Source organism: Streptomyces sp. NPDC048002, assembly GCF_040653275.1.
Taxonomy (GTDB): domain Bacteria; phylum Actinomycetota; class Actinomycetes; order Streptomycetales; family Streptomycetaceae; genus Streptomyces.
Map to the genome: position 1 here is coordinate 179,135 of NZ_JBEZNL010000004.1, position 24,183 is coordinate 203,317.

Sequence of the window (24,183 nt, forward strand, 5' to 3'; positions counted from 1 at the left end):
GGGGGCAGCCTTGCGAGGCCCGTCACCGGAAGGGAACACGTGTAATCGGACGGCGTCCGCCGTCACACGCGGTGTCGGACGTTGACGGACGGCGCGAGAGGAACGGCACGCTCAGCTTGTGCGGTTCGGCACGCGGATTCTTTGGCGTATCGGCACGGTGACACCCCCCGCCCATCGGGAGGCGACAACTACGCCTATCGAGGCGGTGATTACTCCGCCAATCGGCGCGGTGATCACTCCGCCCATTCCAGCCCGAGTTCGGCCAGCGCCCGGAGTTTGTCGGCGGTCAGCTTCTCGCGGCGTGATTTCGTGTTCGACAGGAAGACGCCGAGTCGTACGTCGGTTCCGTCGGCGAGCCGTTCCACGTGTGACCGGCTGATGGGCCCGACGGATCCGGTGCGGGCCTTGTACTGGGCGAGGGCGGCGATGCCCCGTTCGAAGGCGCCCAGGGGCGCGGCGGTCTGCTTTTCGGGCGTCTCCGGTTCGGCGGGGGGAGCCGACGGCGTGAGGCCGAGCTGCTCCAAGCGCTCGCGCTGCCCCTCGGACAGGGCCTCCCAGGCCTCGTGCTGTCGCTGCTTGGCCGCGAACCGGCCGATGTCCATACCGTGGACGGTGACGCCGGGCAGAACGTCGGTCCGGCCGCCCTCGTCGTGCAGGAGTTCGCGCAGGGCGGCGTAGTGACGTTGCCACGCCGCCGGCCAGGTCGGGTTCCAGTCCGGGTCGACGGCCTTGAGCGCCGCTTCCCATTCCGGCCTGTCGGTGAGGGCGCCCGGCCTGCGGAGGTTGGACAGCCATTGCCCGATGGGCCGGTCCAGCATGGTGGCGGTGCGGGGTGCGCACAGGGTCCAGTGCCGGTCGTAGTAGGCCCGTGCGGCGGCCAGGTTCTCCTGGAAGCGCTCGTCGGCGACCGACCAGACCATGCCGAGCTGTTCCAGCCGGGCGGCGCGGCGGCCCGGCATCTGCTGGGCCCCGTAGGCCCGTCGCTGCTCAGCGACCCAGGACCCGAGCGGGAAGGTGCCCTCCTTGTGGCCGTAGGGCACGCGGGCGTGCCGCTCCCGCTCGGTGAACCGCTTGAGTGCCGACCAGCCGCGTGCCCAGTCCTGCCGTTCGGTGTCGATGACGTTGAAGGACACCCAGTCCGCGACCATCACCGGGTCCCGGGGGAGCGCGAAACGGAGCAGCAGGCGGGACTCCTGCTCGCCCGCTTCCGGAGCCGTGCCGATGTTCACGGACGGGTGAGCGAAGTCCTTCTGGGGCTCCTGCGGGACGGCGAGCAGTTCGACGGCTTCCTCGTCGTGGGCTCGCAGCCCTTCGAGGACCTTCACCAGGGGCCGGTACGAGCTGGAGGTGAACATGTCCTCCGGCTGCTCACCCGGCCGGAGAAACACCGGCACGATCAGCGAGGCGAGCTTGCCCTGTCCGGGCTTCTGGCGCAGAGCGCGGCCGATCGCCTGCACGATGTCGTGCGGCGCGCCCTTGGGGTCGAGGAGCGCGACGGAGTCCACGGCCCGGATGTCGACGCCCTCGCCGAGGACCCGGCAGTTGGAGAGCACGGCCCGCCGGGCCGTCGAACCGAACCGGCCCAGGACTGCCCGCCGGTGCTCGGGGACGTGTTCGCCGCACAGCCAGTCCGCCCAGACCCGCGACGGGTACGTCCGCGGCTGGTCGGCGTGCAGCTTCTCCGCCACCGACTCCAGGCCCTCCGCGTACGCCTGCGCCTCCATCGTGCGGTGGTGGAAGGTGATGCACGTCGACAGGTCGTGCTGGGCCATCGTGTGCAGGAGCGCGGCCTGGAGGGCCCCGAGCCGCTGCCCCCGCACCTCCTCCGTGCTCCGTTCCTCTCCCCGCAGCCGTTCGGGCGTGACGACCGGGTCCGTCAGCTCCAGCACGATGATCTGGTACCGGGCGAGGAGACCGCGGGAGACGGCCGAGGCGAGGCTGAGCCTGTAGAGGACGGGACCGAAGATCGCCTCGTCGTCCATGGAGGCCGCCATCATCTCCGGCAGCGGGTCCAGCACCCCCGCCCGGGCCTGCCAGTCCGCTGGCCGTTCCTGCCAGATCCGCGGAGTCGCCGTCAGGTACAACCGCCGCAGCGCCGGGATCCTGTTCTGGTGGTGGATGTCGGCCCACGCCTTGCCCAGCGAGCCCGAGGTCCGGTGCGCCTCATCGACCACGGCCAGGTCCATCGGCGCCAGCTGCTGCCCGTAGGCGCCCTCGAAGGCCTCCGCCAGCACACCCAGCGACGCGTACGTGGCGTAGACGGTCACGGGTCCTGAGCCGTGCCACAGCGCCAGCTGAATCGGGTTGGTGGTGGAGCGCACCCCCACGTGCCACAGTTCCACGTCGTCCTGCAGCGAGCACACCGCGACCGCCGGCCCGCGATGCCCCACCTCACGCCACGCCCGCACGGTCTGCGCCAGCAGGTCCAGCGTCGGCACGAGCACGAGTACGCGCCCTTTGGGCACCAGCCGCTTCGCCGCCGCCGCGGCGATGATCGTCTTCCCCGTGCCGCAGGCGGCGTGCACCTGTCCGCGCAGGCCGTCGTGGGGGATGCCGCCCACGGGGACGTCGAGGCCCCGCACGACGGCCGCGACGGCCTCGACCTGATGGCCGCGCAGCTTGATTCCCGGCACGGACCGTTCCCTTCCTCGCTTGCCGTCAAGTCAGGGACAGTAGATTGCCACGGGCTGCCGTGCATCCCTTCGCGGGACCCACAGGAGGCCGATCGCGTTCACATCGGGCGGTCAGGCGCCGGGGGCGACCGAGGGGTGCGTGAATCGCACGGGCTTGCCCAGCGACCGGGCGTAGATGATTTCGGCTCGGGTTGTGTCTCCGATGTGGTCCCCGACCACGAGCACCTCGTCAGCGAGCCGGATCTTCGCCCGGTGCAACTCGCGCAGTCGCACCCGCAGCGCCTCGGACTCGGCTGGATCGGCGGCGGCGAGTCGGCGCGGCGACTGCCGGTCGAAGCTCGGTCTGACGACGATCCCTCCGGCCCTGGTCTCCCGCAGATCGGCCTCGTCCATCTCGGTCACGAAGCGGGCGGAGCCGCAGATCACGACGATGGGAGGGAGGCCCACCAGCTTCTTGGCGTTGGCGAGCACGTCCTCGGGGACGAGTGGTTGAGGGTCCGACACCCGTTCCTCCTGGTGGTGCGGTCCAACGGGAAGCAGCGACTGGCCGACCGGCACCTTCGTACTTGATCGTACTGAGGGTGATTACCTGCCCGCTGGCCATGCAGGAGCTCCGGCCCCTGCGCTAGTTCTTCCGGCGACGGCCCTGTGCGTAGGGGCCGCGGCGGTCGTGCTCCCGCCATTCCTCGTCGTGGGGGTCGCGGTCGTCGCTGCTCTTGCTGCTGTCACCGGGAGTCGGAATGTGCTCCCCTCGGTTGATCTTGGCCAGCATGGAGGCGAGTGGATCAGGGGGGCCGTCGCTGAAGCGGTCGGGGCCGCGCTGGGGCCGCGACCCCGGCTCTGTCTCGTCGTCACGTGCCTCCGGTGTACCGCTGCTCATGGGCAGTTCCCTCCGACTCGCTGCGACGTGCTCAAGGTCTTTCCATTCTGCCGCAATCCGACCGCCGTGGGACACGCTTCAATCGTTCAACGCCCCGCTGTCTAATGAGAGTTGGGGCTGAAGGCGAGCCCTCGCACGGAAGGGGTGCGGAGACCTGGTGATGGCACCTCGGACGGGCGGCTGCCGGCCGGTGCTCCCACCGAACAGCTCGTACGGCAGTCGCGCGATGTAATAATCAAAATATGCTTCCATCTATTACATCTGGCGATCGTGTTCTGCCCTTCCCTCGCACGGCCGATGCGGTACGCGCATGGGTCCACGGCTGGTCCGTCTCTCGTGGGGCCGCCGAACCTGTCTCCTCTGCCTGGGGGTTCACCCTTGACGTCGGTCTGCCGACGCACGTCATGCGTCATGTTCTGCACACCGCGGACGAAGTGACCGTCCGCAGCCTCACCCAGCGAGCCACCGCACCCGGCGTCTGGCTGAAGACCTTCGTCGCGCCGGAGGCTCTTGAATCCTGGCTCGCGCCCGGGTGGCGTCTCGCTGGCGGACCCGGCTTTCTGATGGCCGTCTCGCTGGAGGTTGTCCCTGACTCTCCCGCTGAGCTGGTCCCTGACGGGTATCGGGTGAGTGCCTGGACGCGTGGTGGCGTCACCCGCGTTCTGGTGCGGAGCCTCGACGGTGCGTTCGCCGCGCGCGGTCAGGTGGCCGTCACCGGGCCGACCGCGGTCGTCGACCAGGTGGAGACGGACCCGGCCCACCAGCGCCGCGGCCTCGGACGCCTGGTGATGCGACGCCTCACCGATGCCGCCGCGCGACAGGGCGCCACGGCGGGCGTGCTGGGGGCGACGCCCGAGGGGCGGGCCCTGTACGAGGGGGTGGGGTGGCGGGTGCTGGCCCCGCTGACCGGTGCCGTGCGCGGCCCCGACTCCGCCGACGCCTGAGGCGGAGAGGGGACAGCCTGCCGTTCCGCCGGTCCGGCAGCGCGCTCTGCGCGCGGTGCTGCGTCTTCTTCCCTATGGGCCCCCCGCCGTCGACGGCAGGCTGCTGCAAAACACGGCTGGGAGGCTCACAGTGACATCAGGACCGGCCCCCGAGAGGGCACTGGACGGCGTCGACACCCGCACCGCATCCTTCGCGCAGCGCCGACTGTGGTTCATGGACCAGCTCGCCGGTTCCTCCAGCGGGGCGATGCTCCCGCTGGTCCTGAGGCTGCGCGGACCGCTGGATGCCGACCGGCTGCACCGTTCGCTGTCCGCCGTCGTCGACCGGCACGAGGCGCTGCGCACCAGCTTCACGGCTGTGGACGGCGAACCCGTCCCGGTCGTCGGCGCCCCCGCCGGGATCGCCCTGGAGCGGGCCGAGGTGACCGGTGCGGAGGATCTCTACGCCCGGTTCCTCGGGCGCCGTGTCGACCTGGCCGCCCAGCCCCCGGTCCGTGCGGTCCTGGCCCGTGTCGCGCCCGACGAGCACCTGCTGCTGATCGAGGTGCACCACATCGCCGTGGACGGCTGGTCGTGGGGTGTCCTGCTGGAGGAGCTCGCCGCGGGCTACCGCGGTGAGGACGTGGCGCCTCCGTCCGTCACCTACTCCGACCTGGCCCGCGCCGAGGCGGAACGCCTGAGCGGCCCGCGCCTTGAGCGTCTGCTCGGCCACTGGCGTGAGCGCCTCGCCGGACTCACCCCGCTCGACCTGCCCACCGACCGGCCGCGGCCACGGACCTGGGACGGCTCCGGTGACGTCGTGCGCTTCGATCTGAGCGCCCAACTCGTCGCCGCCGTCGACGCGTTCGCCCGCTCCCGCCGAGCCACCCGGTACATGGTCCTGCTCACCGCCTACCAGGCGCTGCTCGGGCACTGGGCGGGCCGCGACGACGTCGCCGTGTGCAGCACCCTCGCCGACCGGGCGCGGCCCGGCAGCCGAGGCGTCATCGGCCCCCTCGTCAACACCGCCGTCCTGCGTACCGACCTGTCCGGCGCCCCCGGGTTCGCCGCGCTGCTGGACCGGGTGCGCGGCCGCGTCCCCGTGGACCTCGCCCACGCGGAGGCGCCGTTCGACCTCGTGGTCGGTGCCGTCGGGGGCTCCCGTGACCTGTCCCGGCACCCTCTCGCCCAGGCATCGTTCACCCTCCTCAACGCGCCGATACAGCCGGTCCGGATGCCCGGCCTGGACGTGTCCCTGGTCGAACCGCCGCTGACCGAGACCCCGTTGGACATCTTCCTCGACCTCACGCTGCGCGCGGACGGCAGTGTCGCCGCACTCCTTCAGTACGCCACCGCCCTCTTCGACGCCGCCACGATGCGGGCCTTCGGGCGGGCGTACGTGGCCCTGGTCGGAGCTGTTCTGGCCGCGCCCGACACCCCCGTGGCGGAGTTGACCCGCGCGCTTCCCGGCCGGCCCGGAGCGACCGCCCGGCCCCGCCCCGAGTGGCACCGGGCGGACGACCGCCCCGAGCGGCACCGCAGCGACGACCGCCCCGGCGCCCCGGCGCCGCTCCCGGTCTTCGCGGGCAACCCCGAGTCGGTCGCGCTGCGCTGCGGCGACGACAGCGTCACCTACGCGCAACTCGACGCCATGACCGGCGGCCTGGCGCTGGCCCTGCGGGAGCGGGGCGTCGAGCCGGGCGACGCGGTGGGCGTGCTGGTGCGCCGCGGTCTGTGGTCGGTCGCCGCGATCGAGGGCATCTGGCGGGCGGGCGGCGCCTACGTCCCCCTCGACCCCGAACTCCCCGCCGACCGCCTGTCCTTCATGGCGCGCGAGGCCCGTCTCGCCTGCGTCGTCGCCGACCCGGCGACCACGACCGACGCCGCCGGCCTCGCCCCGGTCCAGGTCGACGTGACCACCGTCGCCCCGGTCGCCGACGGACCCCGCCACCTGCCGCACCCGCGCGAACTGGCCCACGTCATCTTCACCTCCGGCTCCACCGGACGCCCCAAGGCGGTCGGCGTCGAGCACGCCGCGCTCGCCTCCCACGTGGCCGCCGTCCGCGCCCGCTTCGGCATCACCGCCGCCGACCGCGTCCTCGCCTTCGCGTCGTTTTCCTTCGACGCCTCCCTCGACCAGATCCTGCCCGCCCTCACCTCCGGCGCCACCGTCGTCATGCGCCCCGACGAGCCCTGGCTGCCCACCCAGGTCCCCGAGATCGTCCAACGGCACGCACTGACCGTCGTCAACGTGCCGCCGACCTACTGGGCCGAACTGACGCTGAGCCTCGACCGCCGCCTCGCGGCCTCCCTGCGCACCCTGCGCCTGCTGGTCCTCGGCGGTGAGGCGGTGCCGCCCGACACCCTCACCGCCTGGCACGCCGCCGTCCCTCACGTCCGGGTCGTCAACGCCTACGGCCCCACCGAGACCACCGTCACCGCCACCACCTACGACGCCGACGACCCGCCCGCGCACACCGTGCCCATCGGCCGCCCCCTGGGGGAGCGGCGTGTGTACGTCGTCGACACCGACGGCGCACCCGTCCCGGTCGGCGTCGGAGGTGAACTCCTCATCGGCGGAACCGAAGTGGCGCGCGGCTACCTCGGCCGGCCCGCCCTGACCGCCGACCGCTTCGTGCCCGACCCCTACGGCCCGCCCGGCGGGCGCCTCTACCGCACCGGCGACATCGTGCGCTGGACACCCGGCGGGGACCTGGAGTTCCTCGGCCGCCGGGACGACCAGGTCAAGATCCGCGGCTTCCGCATCGAACTCGGCGAGATCGAGACGGTGTTGCGGGCCTGCCCGCTCGTCGCGCAGGCCGCCGCCCGCCCCGACCGCGCCACCGGACGCAGCCTCACCGGCTACGTCGTACCCGCCCCCGACGCGCCGACGGCACCCGACCGGGCCGAGCTGCGGGCCTGGTGCGCACGCCACCTCCCGCAGCACGCCGTACCGTCCGAGTTCGTCGTCCTGGACGCGCTCCCCGTCGGCGTCTCCGGCAAGCTCGACCGGTCCGCGCTGCCCGACCCCGCGCACCACCGTGCGGCCGGCCCCGCCTACGCCGCCCCGCGGGACGAGACCGAGCGGATCGTCGCCGAGGTGTGGGCCGACGTCCTGGGCCTGGACCGGGTCGGCCTCGACGACAGCTTCTTCGACCTCGGCGGCCATTCCCTGCTCGCCACCATGGCCGTCTCCCGGATCGCCCAACGCCTGGGCCGCGACGTCGAACTGCGCACCGTGTTCGAACACCCCACCGTCCGCGGATTCGCCCCCCGCGTGGCCGCCGCGCGTGCCTCGGACGCCACCGATGTCGTGCCCGTCGGCCGCGACCGGCCGCTGCCGCTCTCCTTCGCCCAGGAACGCCTCTGGTTCCTCGACCGCACGTCCGACCGGGGTGACTCCTACCTCCTGTGGTACTGCTGGCGCGTGCGCGGCGGCCTGGACCGCGCCGCCTGGCAGCAGGCCCTGGACGACCTGGTCGCCCGCCACGAGGTCCTGCGCACCGCGCTCGTCGAGCACGACGGGCGCCCCGTGCAGGAGGTGTGCGACCCGGTCGGTGTCCCGCTCCACTGGGAGCGCGTGCCCGAGGCGCCGGACGGAGCGGACCGGGTCGAGGCGCTGCGCCCCCGCGCCGCGGCCTTCGCCACCCGCCGCTTCGACCTCGCCCGGCCGCCCCTGCTGCGCTCCGGAGTGTGGGAGCTGGCGGAGGACGACCACATCGTCCTGATCTCCCTGCACCACGCCGTCACCGACGGCTGGTCCAAGAGCGTCCTGCTCGACGAACTCGCCACGCACTACCACGCCCGAGCCCACGGCGGCCCCGCCGAACTGCCGCCCCTGCCCGTCCAGTACGGCGACTTCGCCGTCTGGCAGCGTGAACGCGCCGACAGCGGAGGCCTGGAGCCTCAACTCGCCTACTGGGAAGCGGTGCTGGCGGACGCGCCGGTGCTGGATCTGGCCACCGACCGGCCGCGTCCGGCCGCGTTCACCGGCCGGGGCGGCGCCGTCGACGTCGAACTGCCCCACCACCTCGTCGACCGCGTCGACGCCTTCGCCCGGGAGCACGGCGCCACCCGCTTCATGGTGCTGCTCGCCGCCGCCCAGGCGACCCTGGCCCGCTGGACCGGACAGAGCGACATCTGTGTCGGCACCCCCGTCGCCGGCCGCGGCAGGCTCGAACTGGAGCCCCTGGTGGGCTTCTTCGTCAACACGGTCGTGCTGCGCACGGACCTCTCCGGCCGGCCCTCTCTCGGCACCCTCGTGGACCGCGTCCGCGATGTCGTCCTCGGCGCCTTCGACCACCAGGACGTCCCCTTCGAGAAGGTCGTCGAACGGCTGCGCCCCGAACGGGACCTGTCCCGCAACCCGCTCTTCCAGGTCATGGTCGACGTCCAGGACGGCGCCACCGGCCGCAGCGGGCTGCCCGGCATGGACGCCACCGACCTGGCCCTGCCGTGGAGTTCGGCCAAGTTCGACCTCACCGCCACCTTCGTGATCCGGGACGGCGGATTCGCCCTCAACGTCGAGTACGCCGCCGACCTCTTCGACCCGGCCACCGCCACCCGCTTCGCCGAGCACACCGGCCGCGTCCTGCGCACCCTCCTGGACAGCCCCGGGACCCGCGTCGACGAGGCCGCGCTGCTCTCGGCCGGCGAACGCGAGGAACTGCTCCGCGCCGCCGGGCACGACATCCCCGCGGCGGCGGCCTTCACGGTCGCGGGACGGCCCGGGGCGACCGCCGTCGTCTGCGAGGACACCGCGTACACCTACGCCGAACTCGACGCCCGCACCGGGGGAGTGGCGGCCGCCCTCATCGAGGCGGGGGTCCGCCCCGCCGACGCGGTCGGCGTCTGCACGGGCCGAGGCGCCGGAGCCGTCGCCGCGATGCTCGCGGTGTGGCGGGCGGGCGGCGTCCACGTCCCCCTCGACCCCCGGCTTCCCCCGCAACGCCTGCGTCACATGCTCCAGGAGGCCGGCGTACGGCACGTGCTGTGCGACGCGCACACCCAGGACACCGTCGCCGCCCTCGGCGCCCGCACCGTCCGCGCCGACCGAGCCACGCCGCTGCCCGACGGCCCGCGCCACACACCCCGCCCCGACGACCTCGCGTACGTCATCTTCACCTCGGGTTCCACCGGCCGCCCCAAGGCCGTGGGCGTCGAGCACCACGCCCTGGACGCCCATGTCGCCGCCGCCCGTGAGCTGTTCGCCCTCACCGACCGGGACCGCGTGCTCACCTTCGCCTCGACCTCCTTCGACGCGTCCCTGGAACAGACGCTGCCCGTGCTCGCCACCGGCGGACGCCTGGTCGTGCGGCCCGACGAGATCTGGGCCCCGGAGGAACTCGCCGACCGGGTCGCCGAGTCCGGCATCACCGTCATGGAGCTGACCCCGTCGTACTGGGTGGAGCTGGTGGCGCGCCTGGACACGCTGGCCCCTCGACTCGCCACCCTGCGCCTGCTGGTGACCGGCGGCGAGGCACTGCCCGCCGACCCGCTGGAGCGCTGGTTCGCCCACCTGCCCGGTGTGCCCGCCGTCAACACCTACGGCCCCACCGAGGCGGTCATCTCCGCCACCGCGCACACCGTCGCCAACCGACCCGAGGGCCGGGTGCCCATCGGCCGGGCCCTGGGCGGCCGCCGTACGTACGTCGTCGAGCCCCAGGGGGAACTCGCCCCGCACGGGGTGCCCGGCGAACTCCTGCTCGGCGGCGCCGAGTTGGCCCGCGGCTACCTCGGTCGGCCCGCGCTGACCGCGGAACGGTTCGTGCCCGACCCGCACGGCCGGCCCGGCGCCCGGCTGTACCGCACCGGTGACATCGTGCGCCGACTGCCCTCCGGCGAGCTGGAGTTCCTCGGCCGCAACGACAGCCAGGTCAAGATCCGCGGCTTCCGGGTGGAACCCGGCGAGGCCGAGGCGGTCCTGCGGGCCCATCCCGGCGTACGGGGCGCCGCCGTCCTCGTACTGGCCCCGCACGGCGAGCCCGCACTCGTCGGCTACGTCGCCGGCGGCGGCCTCTCCGAGGAGGCACTCGCCACCCACTGCCGGGCCCACCTGCCCCACTACCTCGTGCCGTCCGCCTTCGTCCTGCTCGACGCCCTGCCGCTGACCGTCCAGGGCAAACTGGACGTCGCCGCCCTCCCCGAGCCCGCGCCCCGGGCGCCGCAGACCCTGGTGCCGCCGAGGACCCCGGCGGAGACCGTCATCGCGCAGATCTGGTGCGAGGTCCTGGACCTGCCCCGGGTCGGCGTCCACGACGACTTCTTCGCCCTCGGCGGACACTCCCTGCGCGCCGTCTCCGTCGCCTCCCGGCTGCGGACCGCCTTCGACTGCCCCCTCCAGGTCCGCGACCTGTTCGAACACCCCACCGTGGAGCGGCTCGCCGCCGAGGTGGAGCGCCGCCTGCTGGAGCTGATCTCCCAGATGAGCGACGACGAGATCGACCTGTCCCTCACCGCGGGCCTCTGACTCAGCGGGCCTCTGACCCCACGGGCCTCTGACCCCACGGGCCTCTGACCCCACGGGCCGCCCGCCGCGGGCCCGTGCGACGCGCCCCCGGCCCGAGCCCGTGTGCCGGGGGCCCTGACCCGTAGCGGCCCGCACCCGCACCCGCACCCGCTCCCGCACAGCCCCGCCGCCCCTTTCAGATCTGAGAACGGAGTGCCCCCATGACCACGCCCGATGTGCGCCCCGGATCCCTCACCGCGGGCGGCGGCCTGTCCCCGGCCGCCCGACGCCTGCTCGCCCAGCGACTGCGCGGCCGGCCGGCCGGCGCCGACGACGGCCCCGTCCGCCTCCGGCCCCGCCCGGAGCGCATCCCGCTGTCCGCCGCCCAGCAGCGCCTGTACTTCCTGGACCGGCTCGACCCCGGAGCCGCCACCTATCTGCTGCCGGCCGCCTGGCGCCTTTCCGGCCCCCTGGACGTGCCCGCCCTGCGCGCCGCCGTCGCCGGACTCGTCGCCCGCCACGAGCAGCTGCGCGTGGTCTTCCCCGAGCACGAGGGCGTTCCCCACCAGCGGGTCCTGCCCGCCACCGACGCCGTCCTCGACCTCGTCGACGCGAGCGCCCCGGCCGGCGAGGACCGGGCCCGCCGCCTGGACTCCGCCGTGCACGCGGCCGCCCTCCGCCCCTTCGACCTCGCCCGCGAACCCGCCTTCCGCGCCACCCTCGTCCGCGCGGCCGACGACGACCACGTCCTGGTCCTCGGCATGCACCACATCGTCTCCGACGGCTGGTCGCTCGACCTCCTCGTGCGGGACCTGACCGAGCTGTACCGGGCCGGGACCGAGGGCCGCGGCGCCGAACTGCCCGAACTGCCCCTGGACTACGCCGACTACGCGATCTGGCAGCGCGCCGACGACCAGTCCGCCGCGCTCGACCACTGGACCTCCCGGCTGGCCGGGCTCACCCCGCTGGACCTGCCCACCGACCAGCCGCGCCCCGACCTGCCCTCCAGCCGGGGCGCCGTCCACACGGTCAGCCTGCCACCCGCGCTGACCGAAGGGCTCGCCGCGCTGGGCCGGCGGGCCGGGACGACGCCGTACATGACGGTGCTCGCCGCCTTCCAGGCCGCGCTCGCCTTCCACAGCGGGCAGCAGGACATCGCCGTCGGCACCGTCGTCGCCAACCGCGAGCGCGCCGAGACCGAGCGGATCGTCGGCTTCTTCGTCAACACGCTGGTGCTGCGCGGCGACCTCTCCGGCGACCCGACGCCGAACGAACTGCTGGCCCGCACCCGTGAGCGGGTCCTGGAGGCGTTCTCGCACCAGTCGCTGCCGTTCGAGAAGGTCGTCGACGCCCTCAGCCCCGAGCGTGACCTGGCCCGCAACCCGCTGGTCCAGGTCCTGTACACGCACACCGAGACGGGCGCGGGCGCCTTCGCGCTCGGCGCCGCCGACGCCACACCCCACCGGATCGGGCTCACCACCGCCAAGTTCGACCTCACGCTCGACCTGCGCGACGGCGGCGGCCGGACCGAACTGGCCTTCGTCTACCAGCCGGACCTCTTCACCGAGCGGTCCGTCGCCGCGCTCGCCCGGCACACCGTGCGATTCCTGGAGGCGTTCCGCACCGCCCCCGACACCCCGCTGAGCGCCGTCGACCCGCTCACCGCCGCCGAACGCGCCCACCTGCTCGGACCGGACGGCCCCGCCCGCTCCACCGAGGAGAGCGCGCCGGCCCCGCGTACCGCCGCCGCCCGTCTCGCCGGACACATCGCGCGCACCCCGGACGCGGTCGCCGTGACCGGTTCGGGTGCCGGTTTGACGTACGCCCAACTCGACGTGCGAGCACAGGCGTTGGCCCGGCGCCTGCGGACCGCCGGCGTCACCCCCGGCGCCCTCGTCGGCGTCTGCCTCGACCGCACCCCCGACCTGGCCGTCGCCCTGCTCGCCGTCTGGCGGGCCGGCGCCGCCTACCTGCCGCTCGACCCGACCCACCCCAAGGCACGCCGTGAGTTCACCGTCACCGACTCCGGCATCGAACTGATCGTCACGGACACCGCGACCCGTTCCGCCGTGGAGGGACTGCCGGCCCGGCTGCTGCACCTGGACGCCCCCGAGCCCCGAACCGCCGAGGACGTCCCACCGGACGAGGACACCCTCCCCGCTGCCGACGACCTCGCCTACGTCATCTACACCTCCGGCTCCACCGGCCGCCCCAAGGGCGTCGAGATCACCCACGGCAACCTGGCCTGGCTGCTCGACGCCGCGGACCGGCACTTCGACTTCGGCCCCGCCGACGTCTGGAGCCTGATGCACTCGCCCGCCTTCGACTTCTCCGTCTGGGAACTGTGGGCCCCGCTCGCCACCGGGGGGCGCGTCGTGGTCCTCGGCGGCGACGAGGTGCGCGACCCGGTCGCCGTGCACCGGGTGCTGCGCGAGGAGGGCGTCACCGTCCTGAACCAGACCCCGGCCGCCTTCAAGGGCCTGCGCGCCCATCTGCGGGACGCGGGGGCCGACTTCGGCGACCTGGCCCTGCGTACGGTCGTCTTCGGCGGCGACGCCTTCGACGTACGCGACTACCGCGACTGGTTCACCGCCCCCGGACCCCGACCGGCCCTGGTGAACATGTACGGCATCACCGAGACCACCGTCCACGTCACGATCCGCGTCATCACCGAGGACGACGTCCACGGAGCCGTCCGCTCACCCGTCGGCCGACCGCTCGCCGGAGCCCACGGCTACGTCCTGGACACCCACGGCCGCCTCGTCCCGCACGGCACCGTCGGTGAACTCCACGTCTCCGGCGGCGGCGTCGCCCGCGGCTACCGCAACCGGCCCGAACTGACCGCCGAGCGCTTCCTCGACGACCCCTTCGCCGCCCCCGGCACCCGCATGTACCGCACCGGCGACCTCGTGCGCGTCCTGCCCGACGGACAGCTCGCCTACGTCGGCCGCGCCGACCACCAGGTCAAGATCCGCGGCTACCGCATCGAACCCGGCGAGATCGAGACCGCCCTGCGCGCCCTGCCCGGCGTCGCCGACACCGCGGTCGTCGCCCGCCGCGACGGCGGCACCGCCCGCCTCGTCGCCCACGTCGTCACCCCGGAAGGGCGCCCCCTGGACGCGCCCGCCCTGCGCGAGGGGCTCCGGCTGACCCTGCCCGAGTACATGGTCCCCGCCCTCTACGTACGCCACGAGAAGCTGCCCCTGACCGCCAACGGCAAGGTCGACCGCGCCGCGCTCACCGCCGTCCGCCCCACCACGACCGGACCCGCCGCCCACGCCGCCCCCGAAGGGCCGACCGAGCGGACCCTCGCGGAGGTGTTCGGCCAGGTCCTGGGCGCCGAACACGTCAGCCGCACCGACAACTTCTTCGACCTCGGCGGCGACTCCATCCTCGCCCTGCGCCTGGTCGGCATGGGCCGCCTCGCCGGACTCGGCTTCACCGTCGCCGACGTCTTCCGCGCCCGCACCCTCGCCGACCTCGCGGCCCTGGTCACCGAGGCCGCCGACGCCCCCGAACCGGTCGCCCCCTTCTCCCAGCTCGACCCCGCAGACGCGGACCGGCTGCCCGAAGGGCTCGCCGACGCCTACCCGCTGACCATGCTCCAGGCCGGCATGCTCCACGAGATGCTCGCCGACCCCCGGCGCGGCGCCTACCACAACGTCACCGACCTGAAGATCACCGTCCCCGAGGGGTTCGACGCCGCCGCCTTCCAGGCCGCCGCCGACGCCCTCGTCGCCGCCCACCCCATCCTGCGCACCTCCGTCGACCTGGTCGGCTACCGCGAGCCCCTCCAACTCGTGCACCGCGCGGCCCACTTGCCCGTCGGCTACACCGACCTGCGCGGCCTGCCCCGCGAGGAACAGCGGGCGCGGCTGCGCCGGTTCGTCGACGAGGAGTTCGACCGCCGCTTCGACCTCGCCACCGCCCCCCTGGTCCGGATCCATCTGCACCACGTCACCGACCACGACCTGCGCCTGGTCCTCACCGACTGCCACGTCGTCCTCGACGGCTGGAGCCTGACCTCCCTCGTCGCCGACCTGCTGGCCCTGCACCGCGAGGCCGTCACCCACCGCACCGCCCCCCGGCCGCCGAGCGTGCCCGCCTTCGCCGAGTACGTCGCCCTGGAGCGGGCCGCGCTCGACAGTGAGGAGTCCCTGGACTACTGGCGCGACCGCCTCGCCGCGCTGCGCCCGGTCACCCTGCGCCGGCGCACCGACGGCGGCGCGACTCAGGGCCCGCCGGTGCACGAGGTACGGCGCTCCTACGCCCACCTCGCCGAACGCATCGGCCGCCTCGCCAAGGAGGCGGGCGTACCCCGTCGTACCGTCCTCGTCGCCGCCTTCCACCACACCATGAGCCTGTTCGCCGACCGCGACGACAGCGTCCGGGGACACAGCATCGGCCTGGTCACCAACGGCCGCCCCGAGGTGCCCGGCGCGGACCGGATGCGCGGGCTGTTCCTCAACACCGTCCCCTTCGGCGTCGACCGGCCGCGCGCCGACTGGCTCACCTACCTGCGGGACGTGTTCACGGCGGAACAGGAGATGCTGCCGCACCGCAGGGTCCCCCTCGTCAGGATCGCCCGACTGCGCCCCACCGAACCGAACCTGACCGACACCGTCTTCAACTACGTCAACTTCCACCGCCTGGCCCACGACTCCTGGGACGACTCCCTGGAGATCGCCCGCACCATGTTCCCGCTGCTGGTGAACGCGAGCGTGAACGCCTTCACCCTCGACGTCGACCCCCAGTACGTCGCCGAGGCGACCGCCGAGCAGGTCGCCGACGTGTACGTGGCCCAACTGGAGGCCATGACCGCCGACCCGCACGCCCGGGTGACCCGCCCCGCGGCCACCGGAGCCGGCCGGGCCACCGTCCTGGACTGGGCGAGCGGCCCCGAACTGCCCTCCTCCCCACTGCTGTTCCACGAGCACGTCGCCGCGCGGGCCGCGGACACCCCGCACGCGGTCGCCGTCGAACACCGGGGGCAGCCGCTGACCTACGCCGAACTGCACGACCAGGCCGAGCAGGTGGCGCGACGGCTGCGGCTGCTCGGGGTGGGCCCCGAGACCGTCGTCGGCATCTGCGTCGACCGCGGCCCTGACTGGGTGCGTGCCGCACTCGGCGTACTGCGCTCCGGCGGAGCCTTCGTCCCGCTGGACCCCCAACACCCCACCGACCGGCTCGCGTTCATGGCCGAGGACAGCGGCATGCGGGTCCTGCTCACCCAGCGCGCGCTCGCCGGCACGGTGCCCTTCGACGGCCCCAGGATCGAACTCGACGTGCCCGCCGAACCGGTCGGTCCGGTGCCCGGCCGCGCACCCGACGCCGACTCCTTCGCCTACCTCATCTACACCTCCGGCTCCACCGGAGTCCCCAAGGGCGTCGCCATCGCGCACCGCGGCCTGTCCAACATGCTCGAAGGCCAGCGGGACCTGGTGGACCCCACCCCCGAGGACCGGATCCTTCAGTTCGCCTCCTTCGGCTTCGACGCCTCCATCCTGGAACTGACCTGGGCCCTCGCCAACGGCGGCCGCCTCGTCACCGCGCCCAAGGAGGACCTGCGCCCCGGCCCCGACCTGGCCCGCACCCTGCGCCGGGCCCGGATCACCGGCGGCATGCTGCCGCCCAGCGCGCTCGCCGTCCTGGGCGAGGACACCTTCCCCGACCTGCGCGTCCTCCAGGTCGCCGGGGAGGCCTGCCCGGCCGAACTCGCCGACCGCTGGTCCCCGGGCCGCCGCTTCCAGAACGTCTACGGACTCACCGAGACCACCGTGTGGTCCGTCGCCGCCGACCTCGCCCCCGGCGGAGGCCGCCCGCCGATCGGCACCCCGATGCGCAACACCCGCATCCACGTCCTCGACGACGACCTCCAGCCGGTCCCGGTCGGCGTCCCCGGCGAGATCCACCTCGGCGGACAGGCAGTGGGCCGCGGCTATCTGGGCCGCCCCGCCCTCACCGCCGCCACCTACGTCCCCGACCCCTACGGCGAGCCCGGCGAACGCCTCTGCCGCACCGGAGACCTCGGCGCCTACCGGCCCGACGGAACGGTGGAGTGGCTCGGCCGCCGCGACGCCCAGGTCAAACTCCGCGGCTTCCGCATCGAACTCGGCGAGATCGAGCACGCGTTGCGGCAACTGCCCGGCATCAGCCAGGCCGTCGTCCTGCACCGCACCGACCTCCCCGGCGGCGAACCCGCCCTGGTCGCCTACCTGGTCACCGCCGACCCCGCCACCCCCGAGGAACTGCGCGGCGCGCTGCGCACCAGCCTGCCCGCGTACATGCTGCCCTCCCGGTTCGTCGTCCTGGAGGAGATGCCCGTCAACCGCAGCGGAAAGATCGACCGCCGGGCCCTGCCGCTGCCGCCGGCCGAACTCGACGAGCGGGAGAGCGGATACGTCGCCCCGTCCACCCCGGCCGAACGCGTCCTCGGCGAGATCTGGCGCGAGGTCCTGGGCCTGTCCCGCATCGGCGTCCACGACGACTTCTTCCGCATCGGCGGCAGCTCCCTGTCCACCGTCCGGGTCTCCCTGATGGCCGCCGGACGCGGACTGCCCGTGACGGTCGGGGACCTCATCGAACACCCCACCCTCGCCCGCCTCGCCGCGCACGTCACCCGGGCGACGGGCCAGGACCTGCCCGCCACCGTCACCTCCGAGGTGCGCCTCCGCGAGGGCGACGGCGAACCCCTCTGGTGCGTCCACCCCACCGGGGGCAGCGCCGCCTGGTTCGTCCCGCTGGCCCGCGCGCTGCCGCCGGGCCGCCCCGTGCACGCCTTCCAGGCCCGCGGGCTGCTCGGCGGGGTCGACCCCAGCACCGTCACCGGGATCGCCGCCAACTACGCCGCCGAGATCACCGACCGCGGGGTGCCCGGTCCGCACGCCCTGCTCGGCTGGTCCATGGGCGCCAACATCGCACTGGAGATGGCCACCCAGCTGCACCGGTCCGGACACCCCGTGGCCCCGCTCGTACTCATCGAGCCCTACCTGCCCAACCCGGCCGCCCGCGCCCGACTCGACGGAGTCACCCGGGACCTGCGCGAGGCACTGCGCCTGCGCGACCGGCTGCGGGAACTGCCGCCCTCCCCGCAGCGGGACCGGGCCACCGCGGAACTCACCGCGACCCTCCTCGGGGCCGGCATGAGCCCGGCCGAGGCCGCCCTGGTCGAGAACGCGCCCATCGAGGTCTGGCACTCCCTGCTCGCCGCACTGGCCGGCTATGAGGTCCGGCCCTACCCCGGCCACCTCCACCTGGTCGTCGGCAGCGAAGCCGCCGGCCTGCCCCGAGGCCGCACGATGCCCGGACTCGACGTCGACTACGAGACCTACGTGGCCCGCTGGCGGGAGACCGCCCAGGGCGGACTCACCCTGCACATCAGCGACGGCGACCACATGTCGATGATGGCCGAGCCCCGCGTCACCGGGATCGCCGACCTGCTCGCCGCCCTGGAGACGGGTGAGCGCCGATGACGAGGGCTGCCGAGTCCGGCCCGACCGCCGTCGAGTCCGGCCCGACCGCCGTCGAGTCCCGCCGGACCGCCGGCCCGGCGGGAGCCGCGAAGACCACCACCCCTGTCCCGGCCACCCGTTCCGCGGCCGCCGCCCCTCGGAGGGGAGCCACCCGATGACCACGTACGCCCCCGCCCTGACCGAGCGCTACCTGCTCGCCCCCGACATGATCGCCGACCCCTACGACCACCTCGACGCCCTGCGCGCGGACGCACCTGTGCGCTTCAGCCCCCTGCACCACGCCTGGCTCGTCACCGGCTACGACCAGGTCATGCGCTGCCTGCGCGACCGGGCCGTCTCCGCCGACCGGGTCCGCCCGCTGATGGACGCCGTGCCGCAAGGGGCCCGCGAGGACGCCGAACGCGCCTTCGGCATCCTCTCCCGCTGGATGGTCTTCAACGACCCGCCCCAGCACCGCAGGCTCCGGCAGGTCTTCCAGGAGGCGTTCGCCGCCCGCGCCGTGGCCCGCTACAGCGCCTTCACCGAGCGCGCGACCCGTGCCGTCCTCGCCCGCAAGGCCGTCGCCGGCCGCTCCGGGGACCTGATGGCGGACGTCGCGAAGCCGCTGCCCGCCCTGGTGTTCGCCCGCTGGCTCGGTATCCCGCCCACCGACGGACCCTCCTTCTGGTACTGGAACACCCGCGTCGCCGACCTGGTCCTCGGCACCGCCCAGGAGGAGAGCGAGTACCGCGCCTCCCTCCAGGCGCTGGTCAGCCTGGAGGACTACCTCGGCGCGCTGGTCGCCCGACGGCGCGCCGAGCCCGGCGACGACCTGATCAGCCAGGTCCTGGGGGAGGGCCGGGTGGGCGACTCGGTCAGCGACGAGGAGTTCGTCGGCATGCTGACCCAGATGGCCTTCGCCGGCGGCGAGACCACCAGCAACCTCATCGCCAACACCGTCCTCGCCCTGCACACCCGCCCCGACCAACTGGCCGCGGTCCGCGCCGACCCGGACCTCGCCCAGGGCGCGGTGGAGGAGACCCTGCGTCTGGACGGCCCGTCGAAGATGTCGATCCGCACCGCCGCCCGGGACCTCGAACTCGACGGCCACACCCTGCGCGCCGGCGACCGGATCTTCCTCGTCACCGCCGCCGCCAACCGCGACCCCGCCCGCTTCCCCGACCCCGCCCGCTTCGACGTGACCCGGACCGGCGCGACCCACCTCGGCTTCGGCTTCGGCGCCCACTTCTGCATCGGCGCGGCCCTGGCGCGGCTGGTCGCGGTCAGCGCCGTACGGACGCTGGTGTGCGAGCGCCCCGGTCTCGCCCTGTCCGACCCGGACCGGCTGACCTGGCAGCCGTCCCTGCTCAACCGCAGCCTCACCGCCCTGCCCGTCCACTACTGACCGGACCCGGGGCCGGCACCGCCCGGCCCCGGCCCCGTCGACAGCCCACCGCTCACCACCGACCGGACCGCACGGGTCCGTACGAAGAGAGGCACCTCATGGCCACCACCCTCGCCACGGACCGGCCGCGGCTGTGGGCGCCCGCCCGGCACCGCTCCTTCCGCCTGCTGTGGACGGGACAGGCGCTCTCCCTGCTCGGCGACGGCTTCAGCGTCGTCGCGTTCTCCTGGATCACCCTGAGCCTGACCGGATCCACCCTCACCCTCGGCTATGTGCTGGCCTTCCAGGCCGTGCCCCGGGCCCTGCTCACCCTGGTCGGCGGCACCCTCGGCGACACCTGGTCCACCCGCACCCTGATGGTCGCCTCCAGCTGGACCCGGGCCGCGCTGATGGCGGCGGTCGGTGTCGCCGGGCTCACCGGGGACCTCACCGTGTGGATGCTCTGCGCGGCGGCCGCCGCCTTCGGAGCCGTCGACGCGTTCTTCCAGCCCGCCCGTGTCTCCATCCTGCCCTCGGTGGTCGACGAGGACCTGCTCGCCCCCGCCAACGCCCTGCTCGGCGCGGGAGCGCGCACGGCCGCCGTGGTCGGCCCGGCGGTCGGCGGCGTGGTCATCGCCCTCACCCAGGCGCCGATCGCCTTCCTCGTGGACGCCGTGTGCTTCGCCCTGTGCGGCCTGTGCGTGGCCCGCGTCCGCACCCGGCCCCGGCCGCAGAAGCAGCAGGCCGCACCGGAGAAGACGGGGCCCTCGCTGGGCGCCCGGATACGCGAGGGCGTCACGTACACCCTGCGCGACCCGCGCCTGCGCACCGTCGTCGCCCTCGATACGGCCGTCAACTTCTGCTACGCGGGCCCCTTCACGGTCGGTTTCGCCACCCTCGCCGACCAGGTGCTGCGCGGCGGTTCGGCCACCCTCGGCGTCCTCAACGGCGCGCTGGCCGGCGGCGCCGTGCTCGGCACGCTCGTGGCGGGAGCCGTCGGCGGCCGCCCCAGGGTCGGCCTGCTGGTGGCCGCCCTCGCCGGCTGGCTGGGCGCCGGGATGGCCGTCCTCGGCCTGGCGCAGAGCACCCCCGTCGTGGTGGCCACCGTCCTCGCCATGGGCTTCGCGATCGGCTTCCAGGGCGTGTTCGGACTCAGCTGGATCCAGCGGAACATCCCCCAGGACGTGCTCACCCGCGTCGTCTCCGTCGACATGGTCCTCGGCTACGCCGCCGCCCCGCTGTCCCTCATCCTGTGCGGCGCGCTGGCCGGGACGGGCCACCTGGCCCTGTTCGGCGTCGTCGCCGCGGTCCTCGCCGCCACCGGCCTGGCGGTCCTGGCTTCTCGCGCCGTTCGCGAGATGCGCTGATCCCGCGGGACGCGTGAGGACGCGCCGGGGACGTCCTCACGTGTCCCGCAGAGCGGCCGACCGGGCGCACAGATCCGCCCGGTTGGCCGCTCCCGTCTTGGTGATCAGGCTCGCGATGTGCTTCTCGGCGGTCCGCGGCGAGATGAACAGCCGGTCGGCTATGTCCTTGTTGCTGAGCCGCTCGGCGAGCAGCCGGAACACGTCGAACTCCCGGACCGTCACGCCCTGGGTGCGCAGTTGTTCGGGAATCCCGCTGGTGCCGCTGCGGTGCTGGTGCACCGGAGCGCCCAGCCGGCGCAGCCCCGCCCGGCAGGCCCCGGTGACGGCGGCGACGTCCCGCTCGTGGAAGTAGTGCTCGGCCCGCCGCAGCCACCCCACCGGGTCGCCCCAGCCGTCCTCGTGCGCGGCGTCCGCGATCAGTCGCAGCCCCAGATGCCGGGCCAGCGGATACGGCTCCGCCGCCGTCAGCGCCGCCTCCACCGCGGTCGCCGCCCGCTCCCCGTCGCCCTCCCGTCCCAGCAGGACGGCCTCGGCGAGCCCGACGAACTGCCGGTTCCACCGCATCCGGGCCATCGCCGTCGACGCGATCTCCGCGTGCCGGGCCCGGTCCGCGTCACCGGCCAGCGCGTCCAGCAGCAGGACCAGCCCGTGGGTGCCGCTGAGGTGGTACGTGGAAGGGTTGTCCGCCTCCAGGGCGATCACCGCGCCCAGCTCGGCGCGCGCCTGGTCCCGGTTCTCCTCCAGCAGTGAGCAGAAGGCCCGCGCCAGCCCCAGGCTGAGCGGCTCCTCCTGGGAACCCGAGCCGTCCCACTCGGCGAACGACGCCAGCGCCGCCTCCATCGCGGGACGGTCCCCGCGGTGCGCCTCCAGGGTGGCCCGCGCCATCAGCACGTAGCGCACTGCGGGCGCCAGGCGAAGCCGGCGGACCACCGCCAGACAGGCGTCGGCGGAGGAACGGGCGGACGCCTCCTCACCGCGCAGGACGGTGTCGAGGACGAGGATGCCGTCGATGGTGTGCACGATGTTCACCGAGCCGAGCCGCAGCGCCTCCGCACGCGCGCCGAGCAGCCCCGAGGTGTCGCCCTCGGCGAGCCACGCGTTGCCGCCCATCCGCGTCGCCGCGTACATCCGCTGCAGGGGCAGCCGGTGCCGCTCGGCCGTGGTCAACGCCTGCTGGAGCATGGCCGCCGACTCCTTCGGGTCCCGCTCCCGGGCCACGGTGGCGAGCAGTTCCCACGCCTGGCAGGCGATGACCGGCAGTCCGTGGTGCTCGGCCGTGTCGGCCGCCGACCGGGCCAGCTTCTCCGCGTGCTGGGTACGGTCCGGGCCCGGTGTGTCCAGGGCCAGGTAGGCCGCGGTGACGTCCACGGCGGCGGTGGCCGACGCGGTCGTCTCGTCGGCCGAGGCGGTCAGCACCTCCCGGGCCCGCGCGATCTGCCGGTTGCCGTCGCTCCACCGTCCCGCGGTGTGCGCGACCTTGGCCAGCCGGGCGTGCAGCGTCGCCAGACGCACCGCGCTCAGCCCGGCCCCGCCGAGCGCGTGCAGGTCGTTCACCAGGTCGAAGGCGCGCGCGAAGTCACCGGCCTCGGCGAGCGCCGGCAGCAGGTTCTCCAGCACCCCAGCCCGCGCCTGCGGATCACCCGCCTCCGCCAGCAGGCCCTCGGCGCGGCTGAGCAGGGTCACGGCGGAACCGAGCGCACCCGCGGCCAGGGCGCGGCCGCCCGCGTCCGCGTACAGCAGCCCGGCCTCCACCCGGTCGCCCGCCTCGCAGCGCAGCCCGGCCGCCAGCGCGCACCAGTCACCCTCCAGACCCGGGTGCATCTCCTCCACGGCCCGTGCGCCCCGGCGCGCCAGGTCGGCCCGCTGGCCGGGGGTCATCTGCGTGAACAGGGCCTCCACGGTGGGGGAGTGGCGGAAGGAGTACCAGTCCGGCGCGGGCTCGTCCGGTACGACCAGTCTGGCGGCGACGCCCGCGTGCAGATGGCCGAGCAGGGTGCGGTCGTCGACGCCGGTCATCTCCTGGAGCACCGAGAGCGGGAACCGGCGGCCCAGGACGGCCGCGGCCGACAGCAGCATCAGACCCTGGGCGCCGAGCCGGTCGATCCGGCGCAGAATGCCACGGGCCAGGGTTGAGGAAACGTCACGGCGTAGATCTCCGACCGCGCGCCAGCCGTCCGGCCCTTGCACCAGCGTGCCGGAGCCGATCATCGACTGGAGCAGCTCCTCGACCAGGTACGGGCTGCCCGCGCTGTCCTCCCACAGCCGCCGCAGCACCTCCTCGGGAACCTCGGCGGGGCCGTCCGCGCCGAGCTGCGCGGCGATCACCTCGTCCACCTGGGGCCGGGACAGCGGTGCCAGCTCGACCAGGGCGGCGGCGCCGCGGCGGCGGGCGGACTGCGCCAGGTCGAGGGCGTCACTGATGTCCGTACGCACGGTCGCCACCAGCAGCACCGGCGTGTACTCCAGGTTGTCGACCAGGTACTCCAGCACGCCCAGCGTCTCGGGGTCGGCGTCGTGCAGGTCCTCCAGCAGGAGCAACTGGCCCTGGCCGCGCCCGGCGGCGATGAGCAGGCGGAGTACCGCCTCACCCAGGATCACCATGGAGCTGCTGTCGCGTTCCCCGGTGTCCCAGTCGGGGATCAGGCGGCCCAGGACCGGGCGGTAGGGGCCGAGTGCAAGGTCGTCCATGGGTTCGCCACCGCGGAACAGTGACATCAGGGCCTCGGTGAGCGGCCGGAACGGCACGGCGGGACCGGTGGTGCTGCTGCGTCCGCGCAGTACCCGCATCCCGGAGCCCAGCGCCCCGCCCACCGCCTCCGCCGCCAGCCGGGACTTGCCCACCCCTGCCTCGCCGACCAGGAAGACGACACCGCCGCGGCCCTGCCTGGCCTCGGCCAAGGCGTTGTCGAGCTGGGCGAGTTGGGGGTCCCGCCCGACCAGGGAAGGCGTATGGGAACGCATGACCGCTGATGATAATCGGCAAATGGGACCAGAGGCAGGTCGCACGGCGATCGAGATCAACTCGGATCTCGGTCAAGGGTGCCGGTGCACGGTCCCTTGCGGGCCACGGGGATGGCGCCGGGGGTCGTCCGGCTCC

9 protein-coding genes are annotated in these 24,183 nt (G+C 74.1%); 5 read left to right on the forward strand and 4 right to left on the reverse strand.

All coding sequences use genetic code 11. The features are described 5' to 3' along the window. Positions 1–233: 233 nt before the first annotated feature. The 3 genes from AB0E07_RS08290 to AB0E07_RS08300 all read right to left on the reverse strand — a co-directional run bounded on the left by AB0E07_RS08290 (position 234) and on the right by AB0E07_RS08300 (position 3,513). The gene (locus tag AB0E07_RS08290) at positions 234–2,633 is read right to left on the reverse strand and encodes a Helicase associated domain protein (protein WP_362247540.1); all 2,400 of its coding nucleotides are present in this window, start codon (positions 2,631–2,633) and stop codon (positions 234–236) included. A 111-nt stretch (positions 2,634–2,744) separates the two neighbouring features. Next, positions 2,745–3,137 carry a hypothetical protein gene (locus AB0E07_RS08295; RefSeq protein WP_362247541.1) on the reverse strand — a complete coding sequence of 131 codons (393 nt, stop codon included), beginning with the start codon at positions 3,135–3,137 and terminating at the stop codon, positions 2,745–2,747. 121 nt (positions 3,138–3,258) lie between these two features. Further along, a complete protein-coding gene (locus AB0E07_RS08300) occupies positions 3,259–3,513 on the reverse strand; it encodes a hypothetical protein (protein ID WP_362247542.1) in 255 nt (84 codons plus the stop codon). A gap of 404 nt (positions 3,514–3,917) precedes the next feature. Here AB0E07_RS08300 and AB0E07_RS08305 point away from each other — a divergent pair, with 404 nt between their 5' ends. The 5 genes from AB0E07_RS08305 (at position 3,918) to AB0E07_RS08325 (ending at position 21,086) form a co-directional block, all read left to right on the forward strand. Then, positions 3,918–4,457, forward strand: a complete 540-nt coding sequence (locus AB0E07_RS08305) for a GNAT family N-acetyltransferase (RefSeq protein ID WP_362247543.1) — start codon at positions 3,918–3,920, stop codon at positions 4,455–4,457. A gap of 130 nt (positions 4,458–4,587) precedes the next feature. Continuing rightward, entirely contained in the window at positions 4,588–10,905 is a 6,318-nt protein-coding gene (locus tag AB0E07_RS08310; protein WP_362247544.1) for an amino acid adenylation domain-containing protein, read from the forward strand. Positions 10,906–11,105: 200 nt separating this feature from the next. Next, positions 11,106–18,356: an amino acid adenylation domain-containing protein gene (locus AB0E07_RS08315; RefSeq protein ID WP_362247545.1), complete on the forward strand. Its 7,251-nt coding sequence runs from the start codon at positions 11,106–11,108 to the stop codon at positions 18,354–18,356. 154 nt (positions 18,357–18,510) lie between these two features. After that, positions 18,511–19,740 (forward strand): cytochrome P450, encoded by a 1,230-nt coding sequence (locus tag AB0E07_RS08320; protein WP_362247546.1) that lies wholly within the window; start codon positions 18,511–18,513, stop codon positions 19,738–19,740. A 98-nt stretch (positions 19,741–19,838) separates the two neighbouring features. Beyond that, positions 19,839–21,086 carry an MFS transporter gene (locus tag AB0E07_RS08325; RefSeq protein ID WP_362247547.1) on the forward strand — a complete coding sequence of 416 codons (1,248 nt, stop codon included), beginning with the start codon at positions 19,839–19,841 and terminating at the stop codon, positions 21,084–21,086. 36 nt (positions 21,087–21,122) lie between these two features. Here the strand turns inward: AB0E07_RS08325 and AB0E07_RS08330 are convergent, their stop codons facing one another. After that, the gene (locus AB0E07_RS08330) at positions 21,123–24,047 is read right to left on the reverse strand and encodes an AAA family ATPase (protein WP_362247548.1); all 2,925 of its coding nucleotides are present in this window, start codon (positions 24,045–24,047) and stop codon (positions 21,123–21,125) included. Positions 24,048–24,183: the final 136 nt, after the last annotated feature.

Bases quoted from the DNA above. Each gene is read 5' to 3' on its own strand.
- AB0E07_RS08320 (WP_362247546.1), top strand. From the start codon at position 18,511: ATGACCACGTACGCCCCCGCCCTGACCGAGCGCTACCTGCTCGCCCCC.
- AB0E07_RS08325 (WP_362247547.1), top strand. From the start codon at position 19,839: ATGGCCACCACCCTCGCCACGGACCGGCCGCGGCTGTGGGCGCCCGCC.
- AB0E07_RS08330 (WP_362247548.1), bottom strand. From the start codon at position 24,047: ATGCGTTCCCATACGCCTTCCCTGGTCGGGCGGGACCCCCAACTCGCC.
- AB0E07_RS08305 (WP_362247543.1), top strand. From the start codon at position 3,918: ATGCGTCATGTTCTGCACACCGCGGACGAAGTGACCGTCCGCAGCCTC.
- AB0E07_RS08300 (WP_362247542.1), bottom strand. From the start codon at position 3,513: ATGAGCAGCGGTACACCGGAGGCACGTGACGACGAGACAGAGCCGGGG.
- AB0E07_RS08315 (WP_362247545.1), top strand. From the start codon at position 11,106: ATGACCACGCCCGATGTGCGCCCCGGATCCCTCACCGCGGGCGGCGGC.